Annotated in this window: 22 protein-coding genes; 12 read left to right on the top strand and 10 right to left on the bottom strand. The window is 75.3% G+C overall.

The window, feature by feature from the left end; all coding sequences use genetic code 11:
- Positions 1–54 precede the first annotated feature (54 nt).
- Positions 55–480: a ChaB family protein gene (locus A0J59_RS06665; protein WP_064315623.1), complete on the top strand. Its 426-nt coding sequence runs from the start codon at positions 55–57 to the stop codon at positions 478–480.
- A 137-nt stretch (positions 481–617) separates the two neighbouring features.
- Here A0J59_RS06665 and A0J59_RS06660 read toward each other — a convergent pair whose 3' ends face one another.
- Positions 618–1,559 carry a ribonuclease Z gene (locus A0J59_RS06660; protein ID WP_047231137.1) on the bottom strand — a complete coding sequence of 314 codons (942 nt, stop codon included), beginning with the start codon at positions 1,557–1,559 and terminating at the stop codon, positions 618–620.
- A gap of 92 nt (positions 1,560–1,651) precedes the next feature.
- Here A0J59_RS06660 and A0J59_RS06655 point away from each other — a divergent pair, with 92 nt between their 5' ends.
- From A0J59_RS06655 to A0J59_RS06625, 7 genes are all read left to right on the top strand, one after another.
- On the top strand, positions 1,652–2,341 hold the full coding sequence (locus A0J59_RS06655) for a histidine phosphatase family protein (protein ID WP_047231138.1): 690 nt from the start codon (positions 1,652–1,654) through the stop codon (positions 2,339–2,341).
- Positions 2,342–2,397: 56 nt separating this feature from the next.
- Positions 2,398–3,267: a tryptophan 2,3-dioxygenase gene (gene kynA / locus A0J59_RS06650; protein ID WP_064315622.1), complete on the top strand. Its 870-nt coding sequence runs from the start codon at positions 2,398–2,400 to the stop codon at positions 3,265–3,267.
- A complete protein-coding gene (locus A0J59_RS06645) occupies positions 3,264–4,370 on the top strand; it encodes a hypothetical protein (protein WP_064315621.1) in 1,107 nt (368 codons plus the stop codon). The genes kynA and A0J59_RS06645 overlap by 4 nt, the downstream gene beginning before the upstream one ends.
- Positions 4,367–5,644 carry a kynureninase gene (locus A0J59_RS06640; protein WP_064315620.1) on the top strand — a complete coding sequence of 426 codons (1,278 nt, stop codon included), beginning with the start codon at positions 4,367–4,369 and terminating at the stop codon, positions 5,642–5,644. Before A0J59_RS06645 ends, A0J59_RS06640 begins: the two co-directional genes overlap by 4 nt.
- On the top strand, positions 5,641–6,501 hold the full coding sequence (locus tag A0J59_RS06635) for a PaaX family transcriptional regulator C-terminal domain-containing protein (RefSeq protein ID WP_064315619.1): 861 nt from the start codon (positions 5,641–5,643) through the stop codon (positions 6,499–6,501). The genes A0J59_RS06640 and A0J59_RS06635 overlap by 4 nt, the downstream gene beginning before the upstream one ends.
- Positions 6,502–6,714: 213 nt before the next feature.
- Positions 6,715–8,397, top strand: a complete 1,683-nt coding sequence (locus A0J59_RS06630; protein ID WP_064315618.1) for a collagen-binding domain-containing protein — start codon at positions 6,715–6,717, stop codon at positions 8,395–8,397.
- Between the two features lie 229 nt (positions 8,398–8,626).
- On the top strand, positions 8,627–10,777 hold the full coding sequence (locus A0J59_RS06625; RefSeq protein WP_064315617.1) for a metallophosphoesterase family protein: 2,151 nt from the start codon (positions 8,627–8,629) through the stop codon (positions 10,775–10,777).
- A gap of 71 nt (positions 10,778–10,848) precedes the next feature.
- On the opposite strand, the gene A0J59_RS06620 is transcribed toward A0J59_RS06625, so the two are convergent.
- On the bottom strand, positions 10,849–12,225 hold the full coding sequence (locus A0J59_RS06620) for an ADP-ribosylglycohydrolase family protein (protein WP_064315616.1): 1,377 nt from the start codon (positions 12,223–12,225) through the stop codon (positions 10,849–10,851).
- A 26-nt stretch (positions 12,226–12,251) separates the two neighbouring features.
- On the opposite strand from A0J59_RS06620, the gene A0J59_RS06615 reads away from it, so the two are divergent.
- Entirely contained in the window at positions 12,252–12,731 is a 480-nt protein-coding gene (locus A0J59_RS06615) for a heme-degrading domain-containing protein (protein ID WP_047231143.1), read from the top strand.
- A gap of 128 nt (positions 12,732–12,859) precedes the next feature.
- Here the strand turns inward: A0J59_RS06615 and A0J59_RS06610 are convergent, their stop codons facing one another.
- Positions 12,860–13,399 carry an Hsp20/alpha crystallin family protein gene (locus tag A0J59_RS06610; protein WP_064315615.1) on the bottom strand — a complete coding sequence of 180 codons (540 nt, stop codon included), beginning with the start codon at positions 13,397–13,399 and terminating at the stop codon, positions 12,860–12,862.
- Between the two features lie 157 nt (positions 13,400–13,556).
- A complete protein-coding gene (locus tag A0J59_RS06605; protein ID WP_064315614.1) occupies positions 13,557–14,219 on the bottom strand; it encodes a DUF4097 family beta strand repeat-containing protein in 663 nt (220 codons plus the stop codon).
- Positions 14,220–14,452: 233 nt separating this feature from the next.
- On the opposite strand from A0J59_RS06605, the gene A0J59_RS06600 reads away from it, so the two are divergent.
- Positions 14,453–15,187, top strand: coding sequence for a GbsR/MarR family transcriptional regulator (locus tag A0J59_RS06600; RefSeq protein WP_053370580.1), 735 nt, complete (start codon positions 14,453–14,455; stop codon positions 15,185–15,187).
- An 18-nt stretch (positions 15,188–15,205) separates the two neighbouring features.
- Here the strand turns inward: A0J59_RS06600 and A0J59_RS06595 are convergent, their stop codons facing one another.
- Positions 15,206–16,216 (bottom strand): hypothetical protein, encoded by a 1,011-nt coding sequence (locus tag A0J59_RS06595; protein ID WP_064315613.1) that lies wholly within the window; start codon positions 16,214–16,216, stop codon positions 15,206–15,208.
- The gene (locus tag A0J59_RS06590) at positions 16,213–17,553 is read right to left on the bottom strand and encodes an exonuclease domain-containing protein (protein ID WP_064315647.1); all 1,341 of its coding nucleotides are present in this window, start codon (positions 17,551–17,553) and stop codon (positions 16,213–16,215) included. Before A0J59_RS06590 ends, A0J59_RS06595 begins: the two co-directional genes overlap by 4 nt.
- Positions 17,554–17,761: 208 nt before the next feature.
- On the opposite strand from A0J59_RS06590, the gene A0J59_RS06585 reads away from it, so the two are divergent.
- Together A0J59_RS06585 and A0J59_RS06580 are read left to right on the top strand one after the other, a co-directional pair.
- Positions 17,762–19,528, top strand: a complete 1,767-nt coding sequence (locus A0J59_RS06585; protein WP_082918804.1) for a M28 family peptidase — start codon at positions 17,762–17,764, stop codon at positions 19,526–19,528.
- 171 nt (positions 19,529–19,699) lie between these two features.
- Positions 19,700–20,869 (top strand): hypothetical protein, encoded by a 1,170-nt coding sequence (locus A0J59_RS06580; RefSeq protein ID WP_064315611.1) that lies wholly within the window; start codon positions 19,700–19,702, stop codon positions 20,867–20,869.
- Between the two features lie 3 nt (positions 20,870–20,872).
- On the opposite strand, the gene A0J59_RS06575 is transcribed toward A0J59_RS06580, so the two are convergent.
- The 4 genes from A0J59_RS06575 to A0J59_RS06560 form a co-directional block, all read right to left on the bottom strand.
- Positions 20,873–21,556, bottom strand: a complete 684-nt coding sequence (locus A0J59_RS06575; RefSeq protein WP_064315610.1) for an SDR family oxidoreductase — start codon at positions 21,554–21,556, stop codon at positions 20,873–20,875.
- A 164-nt stretch (positions 21,557–21,720) separates the two neighbouring features.
- The gene (locus tag A0J59_RS06570; RefSeq protein ID WP_064315609.1) at positions 21,721–22,302 is read right to left on the bottom strand and encodes a PASTA domain-containing protein; all 582 of its coding nucleotides are present in this window, start codon (positions 22,300–22,302) and stop codon (positions 21,721–21,723) included.
- 107 nt (positions 22,303–22,409) lie between these two features.
- Entirely contained in the window at positions 22,410–23,726 is a 1,317-nt protein-coding gene (locus A0J59_RS06565) for an NAD(P)/FAD-dependent oxidoreductase (protein WP_172820029.1), read from the bottom strand.
- A gap of 407 nt (positions 23,727–24,133) precedes the next feature.
- Positions 24,134–25,930 carry an AMP-binding protein gene (locus A0J59_RS06560; protein ID WP_064315608.1) on the bottom strand — a complete coding sequence of 599 codons (1,797 nt, stop codon included), beginning with the start codon at positions 25,928–25,930 and terminating at the stop codon, positions 24,134–24,136.
- Positions 25,931–25,997 lie beyond the last annotated feature (67 nt).

Genomic DNA, 25,997 nt, shown 5'->3' with positions numbered 1-25,997 from the left:
GGGCGCGACGCTCGGAGGAGGCGGCGACCGCCGTCGGGCAGCAGGAGGTGACCCGTGCCGAAGACCACGCGCGACGGCGACGCGAAGCAGTCCGAGATCCCGAGCACGCTGCAGCGCTCCGACGAGAAGGCGCAGCGCACGTTCGCCAAGGCCTACGACGCCGCGAGGGAGCAGTACGGCTCCGAGGAGCGCGCGCGGCGCGTCGCGTTCGCCGCGCTCAAGCACACGCACGAGAAGATCGGCGACCACTGGGAGCCCAAGGACGAGCCCGGCCCGTCCGACGAGCGCGCCGAGGAGGGCGGGCTCGACTCCACCACGGATACCGCCGGGGGCGTGGACGCCAACGCGACCAAGGCGCACCTGCTCGACGTCGCGCGCCGCCTGGACGTCGACGGCCGGTCGACCATGACCAAGAACGAGCTCGTCGAGGCGATCCAGCGCGCCAACGACCGCGCGACCCGCCGCGCCCGCGGCGACTGACCGCGGCCCCCCGCGACCACACCTCTACCTCGCGCCACCACGCCTCTACCTCGCCGAGGTAGAGCTCTGGTCCGGCGAGGTAGAGCCCTGGTTCCGCGAGGTAGAGCCGTGGTCCTCGGGCGGTCGGCTCGTCGGCGTCAGGCGGGGCGACGGCGGTGGGGGACGCGCACGCGGTCGAGGTCCTGCGCGACGGTGAGCTCGCCGTCGAACACCTCGCGCGCCTCGCGCCAGAACTCCGTCGGGTCGGGGTAGCGCTGGGAGAAGTGCGTGAGCACGAGGGACCGCACGCCGGCCTCGGCGGCGACGGTCGCGGCCTGTCGGGCCGTGAGGTGGCCCCAGCGCTCGGCCTGGTCGCGGTCGCGGTCGAGGAAGGTCGACTCGATGACGAGCAGGTCGACGCCGTCCGCGAGCCGGTGCACGGCGTCGCACAGGCGCGTGTCCATGACGAACGCGAACGACTGCCCGGGGCGCGGCCCGCTCACCTCGTCGAGGGTGACGGTCCGGCCGTCAGGCGTCGTGGCGCTGCCCGCGCGTCGCAGCTCGCCCACGGCCGGTCCGGCGAGCCCGTGGCGGGCGAGGAGCGCGGGGTCGAGCGACCGGCCGTCGGGCTCGTCGAGGCGGTAGCCCATCGCCTCCAGCGTGTGGTCGAGGCGCTCCGCGCGCAGCGTGAACCCCGGCTCGGGGCGCCCGGCCACGGGCGGGACGACGCCGTCCGTCGTGAGCGGCTGGAGCTCGAGGTGCCCGCGGCGGAAGTGGGCGCTCGCGTCGAGCAGGTGGTCGACCCACAGCTGCCCCGACGCCGGGTACGTCACCCCGATCGTGTGCCGCACGCCGTCGCCGCTGATGCGCTGGGAGACGCCCGCGAGGCCGAGGCTGTGGTCGCCGTGCAGGTGCGTGATGGCGATGCGCGTGAGGTCGGTCGCGGACACGCCCGCATACGTCATCTGCCGCTGCGTGCCCTCGCCGGGGTCGAAGAGGATCGCCTCGTCGTCCCAGAACAGGACGTAGCCGTTGTGGTTGCGCGTGCGGGTCGGGACCATGCTGGCCGTCCCGAGGACGACGAGCTCGCGGCGGGACATGGCCCCAGCCTGCCACGGCGCCTCTGCTCGTCGGGCGGCGCGTCGGGCGGCTCGTAGGGTGGCAGGAGACCGACCCCGAGATCCGGAGAACCATGCGCCTGCTCCTCGTCCGCCACGGACAGACCCCGTCCAACGTCGCCGGCCTGCTCGACACCGCCCTGCCCGGGCCGGGCCTCACCGCCCTCGGGGCGCGCCAGGCCGCGGCGATCCCGGACGCGCTCGCGGACCGTGTCGTCGACGGAGTCGCGGTCTCGACGCTCGTGCGCACGCACCTCACGGCCGGGCCGCTGGCCGAGCGGCACGGCTACGACCTGCTCGAGCTCGACGGGTTCCGCGAGGTCGACGCGGGCGACCTGGAGATGTCCGCCGAGCACGACGACCACGCGACCTACCTGGAGACGGTGTTCGCGTGGGGCCGCGGCGAGCCCGGCCGCCGGATGCCCGGCGGCCCCGACGGTACCGAGTTCCTCGCCCGCTACGACGACGCCGTCGCGGCCGTCGCGCGGACCGGGTGGGAGACCGCCGTCGTCGTGTCGCACGGTGCGGCGATCCGCGCGTGGGCGTGCGCGCGCGCCGCGGGCGTCGACGTCGACAGGCTCGCGTGGACCCCGCTCGCGAACACCGGGCTCGTCGAGGTCGAGGGGGACCCGGCGTCGGGCTGGCGGTTCGTCGGGCTGAGCGACGGGCCGCTGGGCGGCGCGTTCCTCGACGACCTCGTCGCGGAGGACCCGACGGGCGAGTCCGTCGACGAGGAGGAGCGCCGCGCCGCGGCGGACGACTGACCTCGACGCATCGCACAGATCTAGCGGTCGTCACGTTCGTGACATACGCTCGGCGGATGGCCGACGCACCGCTGCCCGCGCCGAACGAGCGCGCGCTCGAGTCCGACATCGTCACGGACCTGCGCGAGCAGATGACCTACGGGTCGTACCTGCACCTCGACACGCTGCTCGCCGCGCAGGAGCCCGTGAGCGACCCGGAGCACCACGACGAGATGCTGTTCATCGTCCAGCACCAGACGACGGAGCTCTGGCTCAAGCTCGTGCTGCACGAGCTGCTCTCCGCGCGCGACCTGCTCGCGGCCGACGAGCTGGGCGCCGCGCTCAAGCGCATCGCGCGCGTCAAGCACGTGCAGCGCACGCTCACCGAGCAGTGGTCCGTCCTCGCGACGCTCACGCCGAGCGAGTACGCGCAGTTCCGCGGGTACCTCGGGCACGCGTCGGGCTTCCAGTCGTGGCAGTACCGCGCGGTCGAGTTCCTGCTGGGCAACAAGAACGCGCGCATGCTCGACGTGTTCGACGCCGAGCCGGACGCCCGCGCCGAGCTCGCCCGGCTGCTCGCCGAGCCGAGCGTCTACGACGAGTTCCTGCGCCACCTCGCGCGGCACGGCCACGACGTCCCGCAGCGCGTCCTGGACCGGGACGTCACCGTCGCGCACACGCTCGACGACGACCTCGTCGAGGTCTTCCGCCGCATCTACGACGACCCGGAGACGTACTGGTCGGCGTACGAGACGTGCGAGGAGCTCGTCGACCTCGAGGACAACTTCCAGCTCTGGCGGTTCCGCCACATGAAGACGGTGCTGCGCATCATCGGCACCAAGCGCGGCACGGGCGGGTCGAGCGGCGTCGGGTTCCTCCAGAAGGCGCTCGACCTCACGTTCTTCCCCGAGCTGTTCGCGGTGCGCACCGAGATCGGGCGGTCGTGAGCCTCGGCCGGGCGGGCGACGGCGGCACATGGCTCCCGCCGTTCGTCGACGCGCACGTGCACCTCGGCCTCGTCGATCCCGTCGCGGTGCGGCGCGGCGGGATCGCCGTCGTGCACGACCTCGGGTGGGTGCCCGACGTCGCACGCACGTGGCCCGGCCGGCCCGGCTTCCCGGAGGTCGCGTTCGCGGGCGCGTTCCTCACCGCGCCCGGCGGCTACCCGTCGGACCGGTCGTGGGCGCCGCCGGGGTCGGTCGAGGAGGTCGGCTCTCCCGAGGCGGCCGTCGCCGCCGTCGACCGCCAGGTCGCCGCGGGGGCGTCGTTCGTCAAGGTCGCCCTGCACTCCGACGCCGGTCCCGTGCCCGACGACGTCACGCTCGCCGCGCTCGTCGGGCACGCCCACGCGCAGGGCCGGGACGTCGTCGCGCACGTCGAGGGGCGCGACATGGCGGCGCGTGCGTTCGAGGCGGGCGTCGACCGGCTCGCGCACGCCCCGTTCTCCGAGCGCCTGCCCGACGACCTCCTCGCCGCGATGGCCCACCCCCGCCCGTCGCCGCTCGCCGAGCACGACCCTGCCCGCCGTCGAGCACGACCTGACGGTCGAAAAGGGCCGGATAACGACCCTCAGGTCGTGTTCGGCGGGTCGTGGGTGAGCTGGGTGAGCACGCTCGATGTCCATGGGTGGGGGAGCCCGACGGCCGAGCAGGACGTCGCGATCGACAACGTGCGGCGCTTCGTCGCGCTCGGCGGGACGGTCGTCTACGGCACCGACCTCGGCAACGGGCCGCTCCCGCACGGCGTGAACGCCCGCGAGCTGCGGGCGCTCGTGGCCGCCGGCCTCGACGCGCGAGCGCTGGTCAGGGCCCTCACGCACGACGCCGCGGCCGAGCGCAGCGTCTCCGCGCGAGTGCTGCGTCCCGGGACGCAGCACTCGAGCACGGACGCAGCGCTCGCGACCTGGATCCCCGGCGACCCGCCCGACCTCGACGACCTCGACGCCGTCGCCACGTGGCTCGCGCGCGCCGTCGTCGTCCGGTGCGACCCTGCCCGCGGCCCCGTACACGACCTCGCCCGCGACCCCGCCCCGCCGGAAGGACGACCATGACCGAGGACCACGCCGCCCGTTCCGCCGCGCTCGACGCCGCCGACCCGCTCGCGCGGTTCCGCGACGCGTTCGCCGACTCCGACGAGGTGACGGCGTACCTCGACGGGAACTCGCTCGGTCGGCCCACGCGCGCGTCGGCCGAGCGGCTCGCGCGGTTCGCGACGGAGCGCTGGGGCGCGCGGCTCATCCGCGGCTGGGACGAGGAGTGGTACGACCTCCCGCTGACGCTCGGCGACCGGATCGGCGCGGTGACGCTCGGCGCGGCGCCCGGGCAGACGTTCGTCGGCGACTCGACGACGGTGATCCTCTACAAGCTCGTGCGCGCCGCGCTCTCGGCGCCGCAGGTCGCGGGCCGTGACGAGATCGTGCTCGACGCCGGGAACTTCCCGACCGACCGCTACGTGCTGGAGGGCGTCGCGCGCGAGCACGGCGCGACGCTGCGCTGGATCACGCCGGACCACGACGCCGGGGTCACGCCCGAGCAGGTCGCCGCGGTGCTCTCCGACCGCACCGCGCTGGTGCTGCTGAGCCATGTCGCGTACCGGTCGGGGTACGTGAGCGACGCCGCCGCCATCACGACGCTCGCGCACGACGCCGGGGCGCTCGTCCTGTGGGACCTGTGCCACTCCGCGGGCGCGGTCCCGGTCGAGCTCGACGCGTGGGGCGTCGACCTCGCGGCAGGCTGCACGTACAAGTACCTCAACGGCGGGCCGGGCGCGCCGGCGTTCGGCTACGTGCGCGGCGACCTCCAGAGCGCGCTCACCCAGCCGATCCAGGGCTGGATGGGGAGTGCGGCGCCGTTCGAGATGGGCCCGGCGTACGCGCCGCACGACGGCGTCCGGCGCTTCCTCTCGGGGACGCCCGCGATCGTCGGGATGCTCGCGATGCAGGACATGCTCGACCTGGTGGACGAGGCCGGGATGCCGGCGGTCCGCGCGAAGTCCGTCGCGCTCACCGAGCACGCGACCGCCCTCGTGGACGACCTGCTGCTCCCGCTCGGTGCGCGGTACGCGTCACCCCGCGACCCGGACCGACGGGGAAGCCATGTCACGGTCGACCACGACGCGTTCGAGGCGACGCTCCCGCTCCTGTGGGGCCGCGGCGTCATTCCCGACTTCCGACGCCCGGACGGCCTGCGCCTCGGCCTGTCCCCGCTCTCCACGAGCTTCGAGGAGGTGCGCGTGGGCGTCGAGGCGGTCCGCGACGCGCTGCTCGAGGTGCTCGGCGCCCGGGCGACCACGGGCGCGTCGGCGGGCGCGGACGGCACCGCGTGATCCTCGACGACCTCGACTCCCGGCCCGGGAGCACGACGTCGCTGCTGCGCACCGTCGTCGGGCTGTACCTGCGCGACGTCGGCGGGGTGGTCGCGGTAGCCGACCTCGTCGAGCTGCTGGGCGCGCTCGACGTCCCGCCCGTCGGCGCGCGCGGCGCGGTCTCGCGGGCGAAGGCCAGGGGGCTGCTCGCCCCGGAGACCGTCGACGGCCGGGCCGGCTACCGGCTCGCGCCTGGCGCCGGCCGGATGCTGGAGCAGGGTGACCGGCGGATCTTCGCCTACCGCCAGCAGGGCGAGGACGACCCGTGGTGCCTCGTGTCGTACTCGCTGCCGGAGGAGCGGCGCGCCGCGCGCCACCAGCTCCGGCGGCACCTCGCGTGGATCGGCGCGGGAACCGTCGCGGACGGGCTGTGGATCGCGCCGGGCCACCTCGTGGACGAGGTCGAGGAGATCCTCCTGGCGCTGGAGGTCCGCGACGCCGCGACGGTGTTCCTCGCGGGGGCGCCGCGCGTCGCGGGGTCGTTCGCGGACGCGGCGGCGCGGTGGTGGGACCTCGACCGGGTCGCGGCGCTGCACCGCGCGTTCCTCGCGCGGCACGGTGCCTCCCGTGCAGGTCGTGGCTCGGTGCCCGACGGCGGCCCGCCCGTCACGGAGGACGGCCCGCCGCGCGCCGCGTTCGCCCGGTGGGTACGCGCCGTCGACGACTGGCGGCCGATCCCGTACGCGGACCCGGGCCTGCCCCCGTCGGCGCTGCCCGCCGACTGGCCCGGCACGGCGAGCGTCGCCCGGTTCGTCGCTCTCCGGGAGGACCTGGAGGCAGGCGCGCGCGACCACGTGCGGGCCGTCACGGGTCGCTGACTGGGCGGAAGGCCGGAGCGCCGCGCGGCGACGGCGCGCACGATCCGGACATCGCCGACACATGCGGAGGCATCGGCCGGCGCGGGGGTGGGGTTGCTCACACCGGTGTGACTTCACCCGGCTCTCAGACCTGGACGGGCGTCCAGGTTTGCCTACGGTGGTCGGGAGGGGTCGTCCGACCCCGTCGCCCGCGACACCGAGACCCAGGTAGTGATGACCCGCTCGACCCTGACACCTGAACAGCAGACCCCCTCGACCCCCCGCCGCGCCCGCCGACGCCCGGCCGCCGCGCTCCTCGCCGTCGGCCTCCTCTCCGGTGCCGGCCTCGTCGTCCCCGCGACGAGCGCCGCGGCCGCCGACGCGGTCAACCCCTTCGACCTGGCCGGTGGCTTCAGCGTCTACGCACGCGAGGACGCCCGCCTCGGCAACCACGAGACGGAGGGGTCCGTCGCCGTCGGTGGCGAGCTGACCGTCCGGGCCGAGGGCGGCATGTACGCGATCGTCCACCAGGTGGCCGGGACCGCCGACTACACGATCCCGACCGTCGACGGCGACCCGACCCGTCTGCTCGTCGGGTCGTACGCGACGACGTCCGGGCTGACGCAGATCACGAACGCCGGAGTTCCGGCGGGCAGCGGCGCCGAGCTCGAGGGCTACCTCAAGGTCGTCGGTGACGACCCCGCGTTCGACACCTACCAGCGCGGCGACTGGGTGCGGTACCGCACCGAGGTCGACGAGGCCCCGTCGATCGACGCGACCAACCAGAAGTGGCCCGACGGCGCGACGACCGTGGCGACCCAGCGCGACTCCGTCGCCGCGTACGTGGAGGCGGGCGCCACGGAGACGGCCGAGGTGCGCCAGTGCCTCGCGGACCTGGTTCCCAGCGGCTCGGCCCACGTGCTCTCGGTGACCGAGGACGTCGGCGACCGCGTCGTGCTCTCGGCGCTCGAGCCCGGGCGCCCGAACGTCGTCGACTACGCCACCATCGCGGACGCGTACACGGTGCAGTTCGCGGACGGCGTGCTCCCGTCGGCCGACACCCCTCTGGTCGTCTCCGTCCCCGCGGGGACGACCGACGTGCGCGGCTCGGTGTTCGGCGCCGAGGGTGCGGCGGCCCGCTCCGTCCTGTGGGACCTCTCGCAGCTCGAGGGCCCGGTCACCCTCGGCACCGGCGGGACGCGTCTCGACGGGTCCGTCTACGCGCCGACCGCGGACCTGACGGTCGAGGCGGCCCCGCTCGACGGCCAGGTCGTCGCACAGAACCTCACGCTGCTCGGCGGCGAGGCGCACGCCTACCTCTTCGCCGGCTCGATCCCGTGCGCCACCGAGCCCGTCGTGGAGACCGGCAGCCTCACGGTCACCAAGCGCGTCGCGGGTGACGCCGCCTCCACCGTTCCGGCGGGGACGACCTTCACCGTCGCGTACGACGCCGACGGGTCGACGGGCGAGCTCACCGTGCCCGTGGGTGGCTCCGCGACCGTCGCCGACCTCCCGCTCGGCACCGAGGTCGTGCTGTCCGAGCCGGGTCTCCCCGCCGTGGACGGGGTCGAGTGGGGCGAGCCGACGTGGCAGGTCGACGGCGCCGCCGTCGAGCCGGGCGACGACGGGACCGTGCGCGTCGAGATCGGCACCACGGCGGACGTCGCGGTGGTGCTGACCAACACGGCGGACACGCCGGTCGAGCCGACGCCCACGCCTCCGACCCCCACCCCGACCGAGCCCACGACCCCGACCGCGCCGGTCACGCCCGACGCGCCGACGCCGCCTGCCGCCGACGGTGGCTCCGACGGCCTGGCCACGACCGGCGTGCAGGCCTGGGGCGTCGCGCTCGCGGCGACCGTGCTGGTCGTGCTCGGCGTCACGGTCCTCGCCCTGCGCCGCCGCCAGGACGCCTGACCCGCGGCCTCGCACGCCCGACGCCGCGTCCCCGACCTCGGGGGCGCGGCGTCGTCGCGTTCCGGGCGCGTCCGGGACGGCCACCTGCGCGCCGTCGGGAGTTCACCAGGACGACGGGTGCCCGCCACCCCGGCTCCGTACGGTGACAGCGCTTCCCACCACGGGTCCGGCGCCGCCACGGTGGTCCGACGGTCGTCGCCGCGCGGACCCCTGACCTGCGAAGGAACCCATGAACCCGCACGCCTCCCGGCTGCCCGGCGCGCTGACGCGCGCGGCGGCGTCGGCGCTCGCCGTCTCGCTCGTCGGCACGGTGCTCGTCGCCGCGACCGCGACCCCGACGGCCGCCGCCGACGAGTCCCTGCTCTCGACGTCCGGCACGACCTGGCGCTACCTCGACGACAACACGAACCCGGCTGGATCTGCCGCGGACCAGCGCGCGTGGACGACCACCGCGTTCGACGACTCCGCGTGGAAGACCGCGACCGGTGCGTTCGGCGCCAAGCGCGGCGCCGCGACGGGGATCGGCGCCGCGTTCCCCATCACCACGCTCCTCACCCAGTACATCGAGGGCACGACGACGGACGTGCCCACGTTCTTCTTCCGCACCGACGTGGAGCTCACCGCGGCGGACCTCGACGGCGTCCCCGCGTTCGAGGGCGAGATCGTCTACGACGACGCGGCGATCGTCTACGTGAACGGCGAGGAGGTCGTGCGCCTCGGCGACGACGGGCGCGAGATCACGGAGAACCTCCAGTACCACGGCAACGGCCGCACCGACCCCGTGACGGGCACGTTCGTCATTCCCTCCGACGCGTTCGCGCCCGGCGAGAACACGATCTCCGTCGCGCTCTACCAGGACGCGCCGACGAGCTCGGACATCTACCTCGACGTGCGCTCGCTCGTCCCGAGGCACGGCGAGGTGCGCGACGTCGCCCTCAACGTCGGCGCGGACGAGACGCAGGCCAACGTCGCGTGGTTCTCGACCCTCCCCGGCGCGGGCGAGGTGCAGTGGACCCGTGCCGACGCAGCGGGCGGCGAGGTCGACTGGCAGGCGGCCGCGACGTCGTCGTCCCGGGACGGCACGGCCGCCGACGGCTCGACCTACCACCACGCCACGATCACCGGCCTCGAGGAGGACTCGGCCTACGCGTACCGCGTCGGCAGCGCGAGCACCGGCTGGTCCGCGCCGACGACGTTCACCACGGGCACGTTCGGCGACGAGTTCAGCGCGCTGTTCATCGGCGACGCGCAGATCGGCGCGAGCGGCAACGCGACGAACGACGCCACACGGTGGGCCGCCAACCTCGACACGATGACCGCGCGGCACCCGGACACCGCGTTCCTCATCTCCGCGGGCGACCAGGTGGAGAACGCGGGGAGCACCGCGCAGTACGCCGGGTTCCTCGCGCCGCGCCAGATGCGCGAGCTGCGCTTCGCCGTCCAGGACGGCAACCACGACACCGCGTCGGCGCTCTACGACCAGCACTACGCGATGCCGAACCTCTCGACCGAGCAGCGCCGCGACTACTGGTACGCGTACAACAACGTGCTCGTCGTCGCGATCGACTCGAACGACTCCGACCCGGCCGAGATCGCCGGCCACGAGGCCTTCCTGCGCGACGTCATCGGCACGCACGGTGACGCGTACGACTGGGTCGTCGTGACGTTCCACCACTCGCTCTACAGCCAGGCGTTCCACTCGCGCGACACCGACGTGGTGCGCATGCGCGAGGCGCTCTCGCCCGTCTTCAGCGACCTGGGCGTCGACCTCGTCCTCGCGGGCCACGACCACATCTACACGCGGTCGTACCTCATGGAGGGCGCGACGCCCGTCGTCCCGGCCGAGGCGCCGGCCGAGGGCGACGTGCTCACCCCGGACGAGGACCAGGTCCTCTACCTCACGGGCAACTCGTCGTCGGGGTCGAAGTTCTACGACTTCGACGGCGCCAAGCCGTGGACGGCGCGCTGGGAGCAGTCGCGAGAGGCCAGCTACTCCGACCTCGACGTCACGCCCACGTCCCTGACCGTCACCACCTACGCGACCGGGTCGCAGCGCGTCGTCGACCGGGTGACGCTCCAGCGCGAGGACGCGGCGGGCCCCGCCCTCGACGTCGAGACCAGCGCGCGCTGCCTCGCCGGCACCGCGTACGTCGCGGTCCGCGCGACGAACACGGGCGACGTGCCCGCGGACGTCACGCTCGCGACGCCGTTCGGCACGCGGACGTTCGCGGCGGTCGCGCCGGGCAAGGCCGCGTACCAGTCGTTCTCGACGCGGTCCGTCGCGGCCGAGGCGGGCTCCGTCACCGTGAGGGGCGCGCTGCCCGACGGCGGAGCCTCCTCCGCGCAGGACGTGGCCTACCCGGCGGTCACCTGCGGCTGAACCTCCCTGCCGAACCCGGGGTCGTTCCCCAGCGCACGCTCGCGCTGGGGAACGACCCCGGGTTCGGCGTCTCAGGAGGTCGCGTCGTCGAGCGGCTCGACGACGATCCCGCCGAAGCGGGCGTCGCGCGCCCGGTGCTCGACGCCGCCGATCCAGACCCGCCCGCTCCGCACCGCGTCGGACGCGGGGGAGCGGTCGAGGTAGTGCGCCTGGTAGCCGCCGCCGAGGTCCACGTTCGTCAGCGAGACGGCGCGACCCGCCTCGTCGGTGACGTCGGCCTCGCACCACGCGCACACGTGCCGCGGGTAGCGAGGGTTCTCGCGGAGCAGCGTGCCGCACAGCGGGCAGTACTGCGTGCGCACCGGCTCGGCGCCGGCCGGCGCGAGCACGCCCGCGCGGACGAGGCCGCCCTGCGCGGTGCGCCGGGCGAGCGCGGTGAGCTGGCGCCGCGCGATCCCGGGCCAGCCGTGGACAGCGGAGGCCCACTCGTGCGGCACAGCCCGTGCGCCGTAGGCGGCGCCGAGGAGCGCGCCGGCGATGGCCGCGACCGTGTCGGTGTCGCCGCCGATCGAGACGGCGGCCTGGAGCGCGGCCGCGAGGTGGTCGCGGTGGGCGAACGTCGAACCCTGCGGCGCGGCGGTCGTCGCGATCGCGTGCCACGCAGCCTGGAGGGCGGTGACGGTGAAGCCGTTCTGCCGCAGGTCGGCCGTGGGCCGCGCGAGCTCGGCGTCCGCGATCCACGCGGACCAGCGCGCTGCCGCGTCCGGGTCGAGGAGGTCCAGCCCCGCGCGCACGTCCAGCCGCTGCTCCGTCACGGCGACGCGCACCGCCTCCGACCAGAGCACGCACGACTCGGCGGCGAGCGGGTCGGTGTGCGTGATCTCCGCGACGGCCCGGGCCGCGCGGGCGGTCGCGTCCCGGTCGTCGAGCGCGACGAGCCCGACGACGCCCGTGCGCATGAGCGCGCCGTTCCCGGCCGTGCGTCCGGTCGCCGCGTGCAGCGCGGCGGACGCCTCGCGCAGGCGCGTCGCGGCGGGTCCCCGGCGGGCTGCGGCGTCGCGCAGCACGGCGGCGGTCTGCGCCCCGACGTCGGTCGCGCCCCCGGTGCGCCACGCCTCGAAAGCGGCCGCGACCTCGTCGAGCGGGGTCGCGCCGAACGCGTCCGGGACGGGGGAGACCACGTCCTGGGCGGCCGTGACCCGGGCGACGCACACCGACATCTGCGTGTCGTCGCTCCACTCGCCGGGCGCGTACGGGCCGAGGCCGCCGCCGCGCATGACCGCCACCGCCTCCGGCTGCCCCGGGCCGGGCGGCTGCGCGAACTCGTACGGCACCCCGAGCGCGTCGCCCGCCGCCTGGGCGAGCAGCACGCCCGACGCGCGGTCGAGCAGCCCGTGGTCGAGCGGGTCGAGGGGTTCGCGGGAGGGCGGAGGCGGCGTCGTCGTCACGGCGTGATCGTGCCACGATGAGCGGCATGACGACGACGCCCGACGACCTCGCCGCCCTCATCGCCTCCGTCGAGGCGGACGAGCGTGACCTCGTGCTCCGCACCTTCACGCACGACGACGCGTGGCGGCTCGGCTGCCTGCTCGTCGAGCTCGCCGACGAGCGCGACCTGCCCGTGACGATCGACGTCCGCAAGGGCCCGCAGCAGGTGTTCCACGCCGCGCGCGAGGGCACGACCCCGGACAACGACTCGTGGGTCGAGCGCAAGGTGCGGGTCGTCGAGCGGTTCGGGGCGTCGTCGTACCTCGTGGGCCTGCGCGCCCGCGCGAAGGGGACGACGTTCGCCGAGCAGCACCAGCTCCCGCTCCAGGAGTACGCCGCCCACGGCGGCGCCTTCCCGATCCGTGTCGACGGCGTCGGGATCGTCGGCGTCGTGACGGTGTCCGGGCTCGCCCAGGGGGACGACCACGCGCTGGTCACCGAGGCCCTGCGGTCCTTCCTCCGCTGAGCCAGGCAGACGGACGGGGCCGGCACCCGAGGGTGCCGGCCCCGTCCGTGGTCCGGTCGCGCAGGGGGCGGGCGCGACCGGGGTCGGAGCGCCGACGCGACGTCGTCCGCCGCGCCGGCGGTGCGGCGTCAGGCCGCGCGCGTGACCTCGATGCGCTGGGGAGCACGGCCGGCGAACACGCCGGCGACGGTCACGGTGAGCACGCCCGCGTCGTAGGACGCGCGGACGGCGTCGGCCTCCGCGGTCTTCGGCAGGGTGACGGTGCGGCGGAACTCGCCGAACCGCACCTCACGGATGCGGCGCCCTGCCGGGGCGGCCTCGGCCGCCTCGTCGGTGCTGGCCCCGTCCGTCCCCGCCTCGGGCTGCTCGCCCTCGGTCTCGGACGTCTCGGACGTCTCGGCCGCGGGGGCCTCGACGGCACGCTGGTCGCGACGCTCGCCGCGGACGACGAGGCGACGGCCCTCGAGCTCGACAGTCACGTCGCGCTCGGGGTCGACGCCCGGCACGTCGAACCGGGCGACGAGGTCGTCGCCCTCGCGGTAGACGTCGGCGGCGGGCGCGTAGCCGGACCGCACGGCGGGCGCGCCGACCGGGCGCGTCCAGAGCTGGCGCACGACGCGCTCGGTGGGGAGCGGGCGGAACGGCGCCACGGTGTAGGTGCTGATCATGGGGACCTCCAGGTTCCGTGCCACGGTCTGCCCGTGGCGTCCTGACCTGTCCAACCTTGAGCGGGACCGGCTCAGTCCCGAGTTCGCGCACGACGAACGCCGCCCGCCTTCTGGGTGGAAGACGGGCGGCGCGGAGAGCGGAGCTCAGAGGCCGTGCTCAGAGGCTGTGCGCGGTGATGTCGCCGTGCGTCGTGGTCGCGCGGATGTCGAGAGCGGCGGTGCCGTCGTTGCGGAGCGAGTTGCGCACCCGGCCGTACCCGGTGCTCGCGTCGAGCATCGCGGACACCCCGGATGCTGCCGCGACCGCGACGTCGCCCAGCTGGGTGCTGAGCACGACCGTGCCGCGCTCCGCCTCGGCGACCCGGACGTCTCCCTTCGCGGTGGTGATCTCCGCGGGGCCGGTCAGACGACCGACCGAGACGTCGCCGGCCTGGGTGACCAGACGGACGGATGCCGCCTCGTCGAGCGTGATCGCGCCGTACTCGTCCGCGGCGGTGACGTCGCCGAGCCGGCCGACGCCGCGCAGCTCGCCGCTGCCCGTGACCTCGACGTGCGACCCGGCAGGAAGCTGGATCGTCACCTCGACGGCACCGGACGGTCCGAAGGCCTCGTGCTTCGCCGGCGCGGCCGCGACGCGGACGACGCCGTCGTGGTGCTCGACCGTGGTGCGCTCGGCGGCCGTCACGTCGCGGTTCTTGGACGCGTCGAGCGGGAGGACCTCGACGACGGTGTCGGCCCGGCCCGAGGCGATGAGCTGGACCCGGGCGGCGGGGGCGTCGATGACGGCGGTGATCGGGGCGGGGGTGTCGAACGTGTGCATCGTGATCAGCTCCTGGAAGGTCGTCCTAATGATTTCCAACACCGTGAACGCTACGTAGCGTTCACGGTGACGGCAAGAGCAATGTTGCTGTGAGCGGACATATGTGCAGGTTAGAAGACATAAACCGATGCAATGGGCGCAGGTGCAACGCAACGCGAGGCGATCGTCCGCGTTGCATCGACGACAGGTGAACGCTAGCCTCGGGCGGTCGGCACCAGCGGAGGAGGACCACCATGCCCGGAGGAAGGCTCACCAGGCAGGAGCGCCAGCAGATCGCCCTCGGGCTGGCCGACGACCTCGCGTACGCGGAGATCGCCCGCCGGCTGGACCGACCGACGTCGACCGTCACGCGCGAGGTGATGCGCAACGGCGGACCCGGCGCCTACCGGCCCGACCTCGCGCAGCACGCCACCGAGCGCCGCGCGCGCCGCCGCCGGGAGCCGGGTCCGGCCACCGCGTCGTCGCCGTCCCGAGGTGCCGACGCCGTCCGCGAGTACGAGGAGACGTTCACGGCGCTCTTCATGCAGCAGGGCCTGCCGCGGATCGCGGCGGGGGTGCTGACGTGCCTCTACACCGCCGACACGGGCAGCCTCACGGCCGCCGAGCTCGTCGAGCGTCTTCGGGTGAGCCCGGCGTCGATCTCCAAGGCCATCCCCGTCCTGGAGAGCCACGGTCTGGTCGTGCGCGAGCGGGGCGAGGGCCGCCGCGAGCGCTACGTCGCCGACGGCGACGTCTGGTTCCAGTCGATGATCGCCGCGGCGCGGAACAACGCGCAGCTCGCCGAGACGGCTCGCCAGGGGGTCGCGATCCTCGGCCGGAGCAGCCCCGCCGGCGCGCGGCTCGAGAACATGGCGCGCTTCCTCGACTTCGTGGGGGAGAGCATCGCCCGGGCGGCCGAGCAGGCGCGCGACCTCCTCACCACCCCGGGAGACGCCGCCGGGGAAGACCGCACCACCGCGACGGACTGAACCGTCTGCGCACCGCGCTCACCCGCGGCGCGCGGCACGCCGGGCCTTGCGGGCGGCGGCGGCGCGCTCCTCCGCCTCGTTGAGCCGCGCGTCGGCGCCGTCGAGCGAGTCCTGGGCCGCGGCCACGCCGTCGCGCGCCTCGGCGAGCCGCGCGTGCAGGTCCTCGCGCTCGTCGGCGAGCCGGGCCAGCTCGTCCTCGACGCGCCCGAGCTCGTCCTCCACCTGCCCGACGGCGTCGCCCGCCGCGCGCACGCGCGTGTCCGCCTCGTCGCGCTCGGCCTCGAGGCGGTCGACCTCGGCCGCCGTCTCCTCGACCTCCCGCTCGGCGGCCGCCACGGCGTCCTCCTCGGGAGGCGCGCCGTCGGCCGGGCGGGTGTCGGCCCGCGCGGACCGGGCGCCGGGCGTCGTGCTCGTCTCCGGGTTCGCGGCTCCGGGCCCGCCCGCGCCCGCGGTGCCGCCGGTCCGCGCCCGGAGCTCGACGACGTCGGCGGGTTCGCCTCCCTCGTCGACGATCCCGAACCCGACGTGCTGGAGGGCCTGCGACAACCGACCGGCGCGGACGAGCGCGCCCGCGTCCGGGTCCATGACGGCGGCGGTGAGCGTCTCGGCGAGCCGGTCGAGCGCCGTCGCGGACACGGCCCGGCCGGCGACCTCTCCCGCGTCGCGCAGCTCGGCCACGACGCGCTCCACGCGCTCGCGCCGCAGCCGGTCGAGCGTCCTGATGCGCGTGCGGTCGCGGTCGGTCGTCGCGTCGCGCAGCTCGTCGCCCAGGCTGACGAGCGCGGCGACGTCGTCGGGCCGCTCGCGCGCGACCTGGTTGACGACCCACGCGGCGACGGTCGGCTTCGCGAGCCGGCCCACGCGCTCGGCGCCGACCGCGTCCCCCGACGCCTTGATCTCCTTCGCCGCCGCGGTGCGGGCGACCACGAACTGCTCGAGCGGCAGCGCGAAGAGCCCGTCGACGAGCGCGTCGACGTCGGTACCGTCCCCGACCGGGGCGTCGGCGCCGCGCGGGGCCTTCGGACTCATGACGCCCAGCGTCGCACCCCGGTGCCGGACGTGCGCCCGCTCGCCGGCTCGCCCCGGGCGGCGAGCAGCGCCGCGAAGGCCGTCTCGGTGACGACGGGGATGCCGTAACGGCGGGCGGTGCGGGCCTTGGTCGAGAGCGAGTCCGGGTCGGCGGCGACGACGAGCCGGCTCCGGCGCGTCACGTAGGGCCAGGGGGAGAGGCCGGCGGCACGCACGTCGCGCTCCCAGGCCTCGCGCGTGCGCGACATCGACCCGGTGAGCACGACCTCGTCGCCGTCCGCGAGCACGAACGCCGGGCGCGGTGCGACGGCCAGCTCCGCGGCGAGCCGTGCTCCGAGCGCCGCCTCGACGGCTCCGGCGACGTCGTCGGCGTCGAGGCCGAGCTGGCCCGCGACCTCGTGCAGGGCGGGGTCGTCGCGGACGGAGCCGCCGTCGTCGCGGTCGCCCGCGGAGGTCGCGCCGTCGAGGGCGTCGAGCTCAGCCCGGGCGAGGGCGGTCAGGTAGTCGCGGTGCACGCTCTCGACCGTGGCGCGGTCGAGCCCGGCCCGCCGCGCCTCGGCGAGGAGCGCGGCACGCTCCGAGTGCGAGACGTAGCGGTCGAGGAGCGCGGCGTCGAGCAGGCGCAGGTAGGTCCCGGTGTCGGCGTCCGGGCGCTCGGTCCGTGCGGGCGCGGCACCCGCGCGGGCGCCCGGCGCCTCGTCGAGCCCGGCGAGCCAGTGACCGTGGGCGCGGCTCGCGCCCCGCAGGACCGGCTCCACGCCGGGGAGCGCGGCGGGCAGCGACCACCGCACCCCGTCGGCCGCGGCGCGCGCCACGTCCCAGCACTCGTCGTCGGCCGCCACGTCGAGGTAGTACCCGAGCAGCCCCGCGGTCGCGCGCGCGTCGCCCAGGGCCGAGTGGACGCCGTCGTGCACGACGCCCACCGCCGCGCAGCACGCGGCGAGCGCGCGCGAGCCCGTGAGGTAGCGGCTCGCGAGCTGCTGCGTGCACAGGCACGCGACGGGGTCGATCGCCGCGGCGATCCCGGCGCGCCCGATCTCGGCGCGCAGGAAGCGCGTGTCGAACGCCGCGTTGTGCGCCACGAGGACGCGCCCGGCGAGCAGGCGCAGGAGCGCAGGGGCGACGCGGTCGAACGTCGGGGCGAGCGCGACGTCGGCCGCCGCGATGCCGTGGACGTGCTGCGGCCCGAGGTCGCGCTCGGGGTTGACCAGGGTGGACCACTCGTCCTCGACCTGGCCCGCGGCGTCGACCAGCACCACCGCGACCTCGGCCACCCGGTCGCCGAGGCGAGGGGAGAACCCCGTGGTCTCGAGGTCGACGACGGCGAATCCGGGCACGGGCACAGTCTGCCCGACGCCGCCCACGTCTCGTGCCCGCCGTGCTCAGGTCGGTGCGCAGGGGATTCGCACAGGGGTTTCGCGCAAGCCCCCGTGGGCCTACGCTCGCGAGCACACGAGCCTCCGCAGCGTCGCGTCTCGTGTGCGACTCGGCCGGACCCCGACACGACCGGGGTCGGTCGGCGGGGGCCACTGTCGAGGAGGATGCGTGAGACCACGAACGATCGTCCCGTCTGCCGCCGCCGCGAGCCTCGTGCTCGCGGCTCTGACCGCAGCGCCCGTCGGCGCTGCCCCCGGAGGCGGCCTCCGAGCCGCTGACGGGCCGCCCCCGCTCGAGGACCTCGTCACCGGCGACGCGGTCATGCAGCGGCTCCAGGACTTCCAGGACATCGCGGACGCCAACGGCGGCAACCGCGCGATGGAGACGCCCGGCTACGAGGCGAGCGCCGTCTACGTCGAGGACGCCCTGCGGGCCGCGGGCTACGAGCCCGAGCGCCAGTACTTCACGTTCGAGGACCTGGTCATCGACGACCTGTCCCTCACCGCGGCCGGCGTCGAGGTGACGTCGGACGTCTACCCGGCCGAGTTCGCGCCGGACACCCCGGACGACGGCGTCACGGGCCCGATCGTCCAGCCCGCCGACGCGCTGGTCCAGGGCTGCACGGCGGCGACCTGGGACGGCGTGGCCGTGGCCGGGGCCGTCGCCCTGGTCAGCCGCGGCGCGTGCCCGTTCGCGGACAAGGCCCGGTTCGCCGCGGAGGCAGGCGCCGCCGCCGTGATCCTCTACAACAACACCGACGGCGCACTGAACCCGACCCTCGGCGAGGCGAGCGACGTCTGGGTCCCGACCGTCGGCATCACGCAGGCCGACGGCCAGGCGATCCTCGCGGCGATCGCGGGCGGCGCCGAGGCGGTCGCGACCTACGACCTCCAGACGCACGTCGAGGAGTTCGAGACGTTCAACGTGCTCGCCCAGACGCCGGGCGGTCGCGACCACAACGTCGTCATGGTCGGCGCGCACCTCGACGGCGTCGAGGACGGGCCGGGCATCAACGACAACGGCTCGGGCTCCGCGGCGATCCTCGAGGTCGCGGTCCAGCTCGCCGCCGCGACCGACGGCGGCCAGGACGTCGAGAACGCCGTCCGGTTCGCGTGGTGGGGCGCGGAGGAGGTCGGGCTGCGCGGCTCGACCCACTACGTGAGCGACCTCGCCGCGAACGACCCCGCGGCGCTCGACGACATCGCGACGTACCTCAACTTCGACATGGTCGGCTCGCCGAACTACATCATCGGCGTGTACGACGCGAACGAGTCGACGTACCCCGCGCCCGTCGAGGTGCCGCCGGGCTCGGCGGAGACCGAGGCGGTGTTCACCGACTACTTCGACGGCATCGACCAGCCCTGGGTCGACACCGAGTTCTCCGGCCGCTCCGACTACCAGGCGTTCATCGAGAACGGCGTCCCGGCGTCCGGCCTGTTCACCGGCGCGGACGGCTCGAAGACGGCCGAGGAGGTCGCGCTGTTCGGCGGCACCGAGGGCATCTTCTACGACCCGAACTACCACTCGCCGGCCGACACGATCGACAACGTCGACGCGACCGCGCTCGACATCATGTCGCGCGCGATCGGCCACGCGGTGGCGGCGCTGTCCGAGGACACGTTCGCGATCAACGGCGTGGGCAACCCGCGCGTCGACGCGATCGAGGCGGAGGCACGGTGCCTGAACGGCACCGCCTACGTCGCCGTCCGTGCGACCAACGGCGAGGACGAGCCCGTCTCGCTGCGCCTCGTCACGCCGTTCGGGCAGCGGGCGTTCGGTCAGGTCGCGCCCGACGCGAACGCGTACCAGTCGTTCTCCACCCGGTCGGCGTCGGTCGACTCCGGCACCGTGAGCGTCGTCGCGCGCCTCGCGGGCGGCGGGGAGAACCACTCGCAGACGTACGACGTCGCGTACGACGCGATCGCCTGCGGCTGACGCAGGGTCGTTAGACGGGCGGGGCCGTCCTCCACGGGGAGGGCGGCCCCGCCTGCGTCCGCGGACGAGCGCCGAGCGCCATGCGGCGCGACGGGTCGGCGGGGTCGCCCCCGCCGGGTCTACGCTGGCCCGCGGTGCGCCGTCGGGCGGCGCGACGGACAGGGGGGTCACGTGGCGAAGGAACCGTTCCTCACGACGACGGACGACGAGCCGGGCGAGGGCCCCGACCTTCCCGGCACGACGTCGGGCGACGAGCGCAGCACCCTCGCGCGGCTGCTCGGCGAGAAGCGCCTCCTGCGCGTCCCCGCCCTCCCGGCGCTGCCGCGACCCACGCTCCCGCGGCCCTCGTTCTCGCTGCCCGTCCCGCTCCCCGGCCGTCGCGCGCGGCGCGACGCCGTCGACCCGGCGCGCGAGTCGGCTCCCGAACCTGACCTCGACACCGCGCTCGAGGACGCGCTCGTCGAGGCGCTCACGGACGACGCTGCCGTGGCCGACGGCGCCGACGGCGCGGACGGGGGTCTGCTCGACGGCGCCGGAGAGGACGGCGCGTTCGACGAGGTCGTCGCGGAGTGGGTGCGGCGCGCGATCGCCGCCTACCCGCGGCCGTCGTACCCGCTCGAGCGCGAGTGGGACGTGTCGGTCCAGGGGGTCGTGCGGCTCGTCCCGTACGTGCCGCGGTTCGCGACGGCGCCGCTCGCGCTGCTCGACCGGTTCGGCGCCGTGACGATCGGCCCGCAGCGGGTGGGACTCGACGGCAAGGACGTGGACTGGGACCGCGTGGTCGAGGTCCGCACGGCGCCCGCGTGGACGTGCCTGTCGGCCGAGGCGCTGGAGGTGAACCTCGCGCAGTACGTCGTGGCGCTGCCCCCGCTGCCCGGCCGCGCGTGGGTGCTGCGCAAGATCAGCGAGCTCCTGCTCTCGCTCTACCTCGCCGTGCTGCCGCCGGACGCGGACGGCGACGACGTCGTCTCCGACGCGCACGCGCTGCTCGGCGCGTCCGGCGACGAGGGCGACCCGGCGGACCGGCCCGACGGCGACGCGGACGTGGCCGACGCGGACGCGCCACCGGACCCGATGTTCGACCGGGTGGTCACGCAGGTCGTCTACCGGCGGCGGTTCGGGACGGGCGAGGCGCAGGCGAGCACGACGTCCGTCCTGCTCCAGCTCGCGCTGCGCGGCGCGACGGACACGATCGTCCGCACGGCCGCGGAGCGCGGGGTCGAGGTCGTGCACGTCCGCGCCGAGGACACGAGCGTCGGATCGGTCGTGGCGCGCGCGGCGACGTGGCGCCGCACGGCGCTCGACCTGCGCGAGCGCGTGGACCGACGCCTCGGGCGCTGACGGCTACCGGTCGAGCGCCTCGAGGATGGGGGTGTCGCCGGCGGTGAACCGGACGAAGCGGCCGACCGTCGCCGGGGTGCGCACGGCCTGCGCGACGACCATCGCGACGTCTGCGCGCGAGACCTGCGAGGCCGCGCCGCCCGGGACGTCGTCGGCGCCGTCGAGCCCGTCGGCACCGTCCCCGACGACGCGGATCGCGCCGGTCGGGTCGTCGTCGGTGAGCGTGCCCGGCCCGAGGATGGTCCAGTCGAGGTCGGTGCCGCGCAGGTGGTCGTCGGCGGCGAGCTTGGCGTCCGCGTAGGCGAAGAAGCTCGAGTCCGGGTCGACGCCGTGGTCCGGCACGGACCCGATCCACGAGACCATCAGGTAGCGGCTCACGCCGGCGGCCGCGGCGGCGTCCATGGTGCGGCTCGCGGCGTCGCGGTCGACGGCGTAGGTGCGCTCCGGGTCCCCGCCGCCCGCCCCGGCGGACCACACGACGGCGTCGAACCCGCCGAGCGCGGCGGTGAGCTCGTCGACGGAGGAGCGCTCGACGTCGAGCATGAGCGGCTCGCCGCCCAGGCGGCGGACGAGCGGGAGCTGTTCCTCGGCGCGCACGATCCCGGTCACGGCGGCGTCGTGGTCGACGAGGATCGGGACGAGCAGCCGGCCCACCTTGCCGTGGGCACCGACGAGGGCGATCTTCATGCGGCGGACTCCTGTCTGCTGGCGTCGAGATCGACCCGAGCGGGCGAGATCGACCCTCAGGGGGCCGATCTCGAGACGGTCAGGCCGACCTCGCGGTGAGGATCCCACCGTGCTCTCCCGAGGCCGACGCCGCCACCTGGGACGGCGTCAGGGCGCCGGGAGCGTCAGGGGCACTGCCGCGCGTTGGGTGCCGCGGCGAGCGTCACGGTCGCCGACCCCCGGAGGAGGTCGCCGCCCGCAGGATCCTGGGCGCACACCGTCCAGCCGTTCGACGCACCCGGCAGGGTGCCCGCGCCCGGGTCGCGCGCGTCGACCACGACGACGCTGGCGGCGCCGCGCTTCTCGAGGTCCGCGCGTGCCTGCTTGAGCTTGGTCTCCACGAGGTTCGGCATCGGGAACGCGGGCTCGATCTCTACCGAGACCTCGACGCCGTCGGACCCGCCGGGCGGGACCGGGGCTCCCGGCCCGGTGGTCGGGGAGCCGGTGGGCTCGGTCGTCGGACCGGGGGTCGGGGCCGCGGTCGGGAGCGCGGTGGGCGACGGCGTCGGCGTCCCGGGACCACCGGGCAGGGCCTCGGCGCGGCACCCGGCCAGCGCCGCCACGGCCACGGCGGCGAGCACGACGACGCGTGCGCGCCGCGGCAGCGCCGGGCCCGAGCGAGCCGTGCGCTGCGCTCCGCCCTGCTGCGAGATGTTCCTCTGCGTTCGGCCCGTCGTCGTCGACGGTGCCGTCGTTCGTCCTGCCACACGTGCCCCCGGTTGCCCCTGCAAACTTCCCTGCGTCTTCGAGGGTACGTGACGGTCGCGCCGGGTGCGGCCGGGAGAGGCGTCGACAGCGGGTGATCCTCGGCGCCTCAGCCGCGCCGGGGCGTCGTGCGCTTGGGCGGCCGGACGGTCGGGACGTCGCCGACGATGGGGATCGGGCGACGGTGGAACGGGAACCCGTAGCGCGTGACCAGGCCGGCGAGCGTCGTCAGCCGGTTGCGCGGCCCGATGAGCCCCATGATGTGGACGAACAGCCACGCGAGCCACGCGACGCCGCGCGTGAGGCGCAGCCTCCCGACGACCTCGGCGATCGCCGCGCGCCGGCCGATGACCGCCATGGTGCCCTTGTCGAAGTAGCGCAGGGACGTCGTCGGGCGCCCGGCGAGCAGCGCCTCGATGTTCCGCGCGACCTGCTCGCCCGACTGGATCGCGGGCTGTGCGAGCTGCGGCAGCCCGGCGGGCGAGATCGCGATGTCGCCCGCCGCGAAGACGCCCGGCAGGCCCTCGACCTGGAGGTCGTCGCCGACGACGACACGCCCGCCCTCGCCGCGCGGCAGGCCCCAGTCGTCGACCTCCTCGTGCGGGTGGACGCCGGCCGACCAGACCGTGAGGTCGGAGCGGATGCGCGTGCCGTCGGTGAGCACGACGGCGTCCGGCAGCACCTCCGCGACCCCTGCCCCCAGGTGCAGGCCGACGCCGCGGCGGCGCAGCTCCTCCGCCGCGTACCGGCGCAGCCTCGGGTGGAACGACTTGAGCACCTCGCCGCCGCGCTGGACGATCTTCACCTCGAACGCGTCGCCGTGGATCTCGGGGTAGGCGGGGCGCAGGCCCGCGGTGCGCAGCTCGGCGAGCGCCCCCGCGACCTCGACGCCCGTCGCGCCGCCGCCCACGACCACGACGCGCAGCCCCTCGTCGGTCCCGGGGTTCGCCGCCGCCTTCTCGAGGCGGATGAAGAGCGTGTCGCGGATCTTCATCGCCTGGGACCGCGAGTACATGGGGAACGAGTTCTCCTTGGCGCCCGGGGTGCCGAAGAAGTTCGCCGTGACGCCGTTCGCGACGACGAGGTAGTCGTAGTCGACCCACTCGTCGTTGAGGAGGTGAATGCGCCGCGCCTCGTGGTCGATGCCGACGAGGTGCTCGTGCACGACCCGCACGTTCCTCTGCTTGAGCCGCAGCCCGCGCAGGAAGTAGGTGACGTCGCCCGGGTTCAGCCCGCCCGTCGCGACCTGGTAGAGCAGCGGCTGGAACGTGTTGTAGACGCGGCGGTCCACGAGCGTCACGCGCACGGGCGCCTTGGCGAGCCCCTTGACGACGGCGAGCCCGGCGAACCCCGCGCCGACCACCACGACGTGCGGCAGGGAGTCGGGGGCTGCCGGACCAGGCGCAGCGGTGACGGGCTCGGGCACGGGGCCTCCTCGGGGCGACGGGGTGGGAGAGCGCCGGTGCCCGCCCGCCTGCGTCGCGGACGTCGCCGACGACGTCTGCCAGGTTACGGCGAACCCCGCCCCCGCGCCGAACAGGGCGCCGTGGGGCGAGGTAGAGCCGTGGTCGCGCGGGGTAGAGCCGTGGGTGTGCTCGACGGCGTGTGGTTGCGTTGGGTGGGCGGGGTGGGTGGTGGTGCCGCGTCTACCATCCGCCGCTCGTTCCTCGCGGCTCCCGCCAGGCCCGCCACGACGCGGCACCACCACCCACCCCGCCCGACGTCGTCTCACCCTGGTCCTCGCGCACCCGGGCGACTGCAGGACCCGCACGACCTGGGTTCTCCTTCGGCGGACCAGGGTTCTACCTCGGCAGTTGCGGGTCGGGGCGAGGGTCAGGCGCGGTGGTGCTCGACGTCGTCGCGGTCCAGGAGGTCCTCGCGGACGACGCGGCGCAGGACCTTGCCGATCTGGGAGCGTGGGAGCTCCGGCACGACGGCGAGCGTGCGGGGCAGGGCGTAGCGGGCGAGGCGCTTCTCGCCCCACTCGCGGACGGCGGCGAGGTCGACGCGCGGGGGCGAGGCGGCGTCGTCGGCGTCGTCGAGCACGACGACGGCCGCGACGTGCTCGTCCGAGCCGCTGCCCGGCACGCCCACGACGGCGACGTCGCGGACGCCCGGCATCCCGCGCAGGTGGTCCTCGACCTGGGAGGGGTACACCTTGAACCCGCCGGTGACGATCATCTCCTTGATGCGGTCGACGAGCGTGACGAGGCCGGCGTCGGGGCCGTCGAGCGCGACCCGGACGACGTCGCCGGTACGCAGCCAGCCGTCGTCGAGGAGCTGGTGCGCGGTCTCCTCGGGGCGGTTCCAGTAGCCGCGGAACACCTGCGGGCCGCGCACGAGGAGCTCGCCGCGCACGGTGGGGGGCGCGGCGGGGTCGTCCGTGGGCTCGGGGTCGGCGTCGCGCAGGTCGCCCGCGTCGAGCGCGTCGGCGTCGACCACGCGGATCTCGGTGCTGGGGAACGGGAGGCCGAGCGTGCCGGGGCGGCGGTCGTCGGAGCACGGGTTGCCGAGCGAGATCGGCGACGTCTCGGTCATGCCGTAGCCCTCGATGAGCAGCCCGCCCGTCGCGTCCTCCCAGCGCCGCGCGGTCTCGGCGGTGATGGGCATCGCGCCCGCGAACGCGAGGCGGATCGAGGTGAGGTCGGAGCCCGGGCCGGGCGCGCCCTCGGCGGCGGTGACGATGCGGTCGAACATGGGCGCGACGCCGGGCAGGAACGTCGCGGGGCGGCGCGCCTGCGCGGCGACGAACGCCTGCGGGTCGAACTTGGGGAACGCGACGAGCGTCGCGCCGATGCGCGCGGGCAGGGTGAGGCAGAACGTCAGCCCGAACGCGTGGAAGAAGGGCAGCACGCCGTAGACGGTCTCGGCGCCCTCCTCGAACGTCGCCCACGCCTGACCCTGCACGACGTTCGCGACGAGGTTGCGGTGCGTCAGCACCGCGCCCTTGGGGGTGCCCGTGGTGCCGCCGGTGTACTGGAGGAGCGCGACGTCGTCGGCGCCCGGGTGGGGGAGCGCCGGCGGGAGCGCCCGCGCGCGGCGGACGAGGTCGTGCCAGTCGGGTACCCCGGCGGGCACGGGGCCGCGCAGCGCGTCGCGCTGGGACCGCGCGCGGGCGACGGGCAGGCGGAGCGCGAGGCGGCTCCCACGCGGCAGGTCGCGCGCGATGTCGAGCCCGACGACGGTGCGCAGGCCGGGCGCGTGCGCGCGGGCCTCGAGCACGGCGGGGACGGTCTTGGTCCACACGACGGCGACGCTCGCGCCGGAGCCGGCGAGCTGGTGGGCGAGCTCGTCGGCCGTGTACGTGGGGTTGTGCTCGACGACGACGGCGCCGAGGCGCTGGACGGCGTAGAACGCGACGACGTGCGACGTGCTGTTGGGCAGCACGAGCGCGACGCGGTCGCCGTGGCGCACGCCGAGGTCGTGCAGGGCGCTCGCGGCGCGCTCGACCTGCGCGACGAGCCGCGCGTAGGTCGTGGTCGCGCCGAAGAAGTCGACCGCGACGCGGTCGGGCCAGCGCTCGGCCCCGCGGTAGAGGGCGGCCGTGACCGGCTCGTCGGGGATCTCGACGTCCGTCGGGACGCCGGGAGCGTAGCGGTCGGTCCACGGCCTCGTCGCCAGAGTGTTCACTACGCCACCGTAACCTACGGTTGCGTAGGTTCTGTGCGGCCTCGGTGCCGAGCAGGAGCGGACGGCG

It is taken from the genome of Cellulosimicrobium sp. I38E, from assembly GCF_001647255.1.
GTDB lineage: Bacteria > Actinomycetota > Actinomycetes > Actinomycetales > Cellulomonadaceae > Cellulosimicrobium > Cellulosimicrobium cellulans_E.
Note: the sequence above shows the minus strand (reverse complement) of the source record. Positions and strands in the feature narration are given on the sequence as shown.

Excerpts from the sequence above, each read along its gene's own strand:
- A0J59_RS06660 (WP_047231137.1), bottom strand. The coding sequence starts at position 1,559 with ATGTCCCGCCGCGAGCTCGTCGTCCTCGGGACGGCCAGCATGGTCCCG.
- A0J59_RS06655 (WP_047231138.1), top strand. The coding sequence starts at position 1,652 with ATGCGCCTGCTCCTCGTCCGCCACGGACAGACCCCGTCCAACGTCGCC.
- kynA (WP_064315622.1), top strand. The coding sequence starts at position 2,398 with ATGGCCGACGCACCGCTGCCCGCGCCGAACGAGCGCGCGCTCGAGTCC.
- A0J59_RS06640 (WP_064315620.1), top strand. The coding sequence starts at position 4,367 with ATGACCGAGGACCACGCCGCCCGTTCCGCCGCGCTCGACGCCGCCGAC.
- A0J59_RS06630 (WP_064315618.1), top strand. The coding sequence starts at position 6,715 with ATGACCCGCTCGACCCTGACACCTGAACAGCAGACCCCCTCGACCCCC.
- A0J59_RS06625 (WP_064315617.1), top strand. The coding sequence starts at position 8,627 with ATGAACCCGCACGCCTCCCGGCTGCCCGGCGCGCTGACGCGCGCGGCG.
- A0J59_RS06615 (WP_047231143.1), top strand. The coding sequence starts at position 12,252 with ATGACGACGACGCCCGACGACCTCGCCGCCCTCATCGCCTCCGTCGAG.
- A0J59_RS06610 (WP_064315615.1), bottom strand. The coding sequence starts at position 13,399 with ATGATCAGCACCTACACCGTGGCGCCGTTCCGCCCGCTCCCCACCGAG.
- A0J59_RS06605 (WP_064315614.1), bottom strand. The coding sequence starts at position 14,219 with ATGCACACGTTCGACACCCCCGCCCCGATCACCGCCGTCATCGACGCC.
- A0J59_RS06600 (WP_053370580.1), top strand. The coding sequence starts at position 14,453 with ATGCCCGGAGGAAGGCTCACCAGGCAGGAGCGCCAGCAGATCGCCCTC.
- A0J59_RS06595 (WP_064315613.1), bottom strand. The coding sequence starts at position 16,216 with ATGAGTCCGAAGGCCCCGCGCGGCGCCGACGCCCCGGTCGGGGACGGT.
- A0J59_RS06575 (WP_064315610.1), bottom strand. The coding sequence starts at position 21,556 with ATGAAGATCGCCCTCGTCGGTGCCCACGGCAAGGTGGGCCGGCTGCTC.